At 30.9% G+C, this 204-nt stretch carries 1 protein-coding gene; it reads right to left on the reverse strand.

All coding sequences use genetic code 11. The annotated features are described in order from the left end of the window. A partial coding sequence (locus GNY06_RS03235; protein WP_166518784.1) for a transposase occupies window positions 1-204 on the reverse strand: 204 nt, incomplete at both ends.

Below are 204 nucleotides of genomic sequence, written 5' to 3' on the forward strand. Positions count from 1 at the left end.
ATTTTTTCGCATAGGTACTTCCATATTAATCTGGTTGTAAGTAAATAAGTCTCTTTGATAATCAATACTCAGATAAGCTTTGTCTCCTAATATTGTACAATTTTGAAACAAGTGCTTAATATCTTTGAGATAATGAATATCATGTACAGAAGCTTGTGTTACATCAAAATCGGTAAAAATCCCATCAGTAGTACACACTGCATG

The organism is Elizabethkingia argenteiflava (genome assembly GCF_009904105.1).
Taxonomy (GTDB): Bacteria; Bacteroidota; Bacteroidia; order Flavobacteriales; family Weeksellaceae; genus Elizabethkingia; species Elizabethkingia argenteiflava.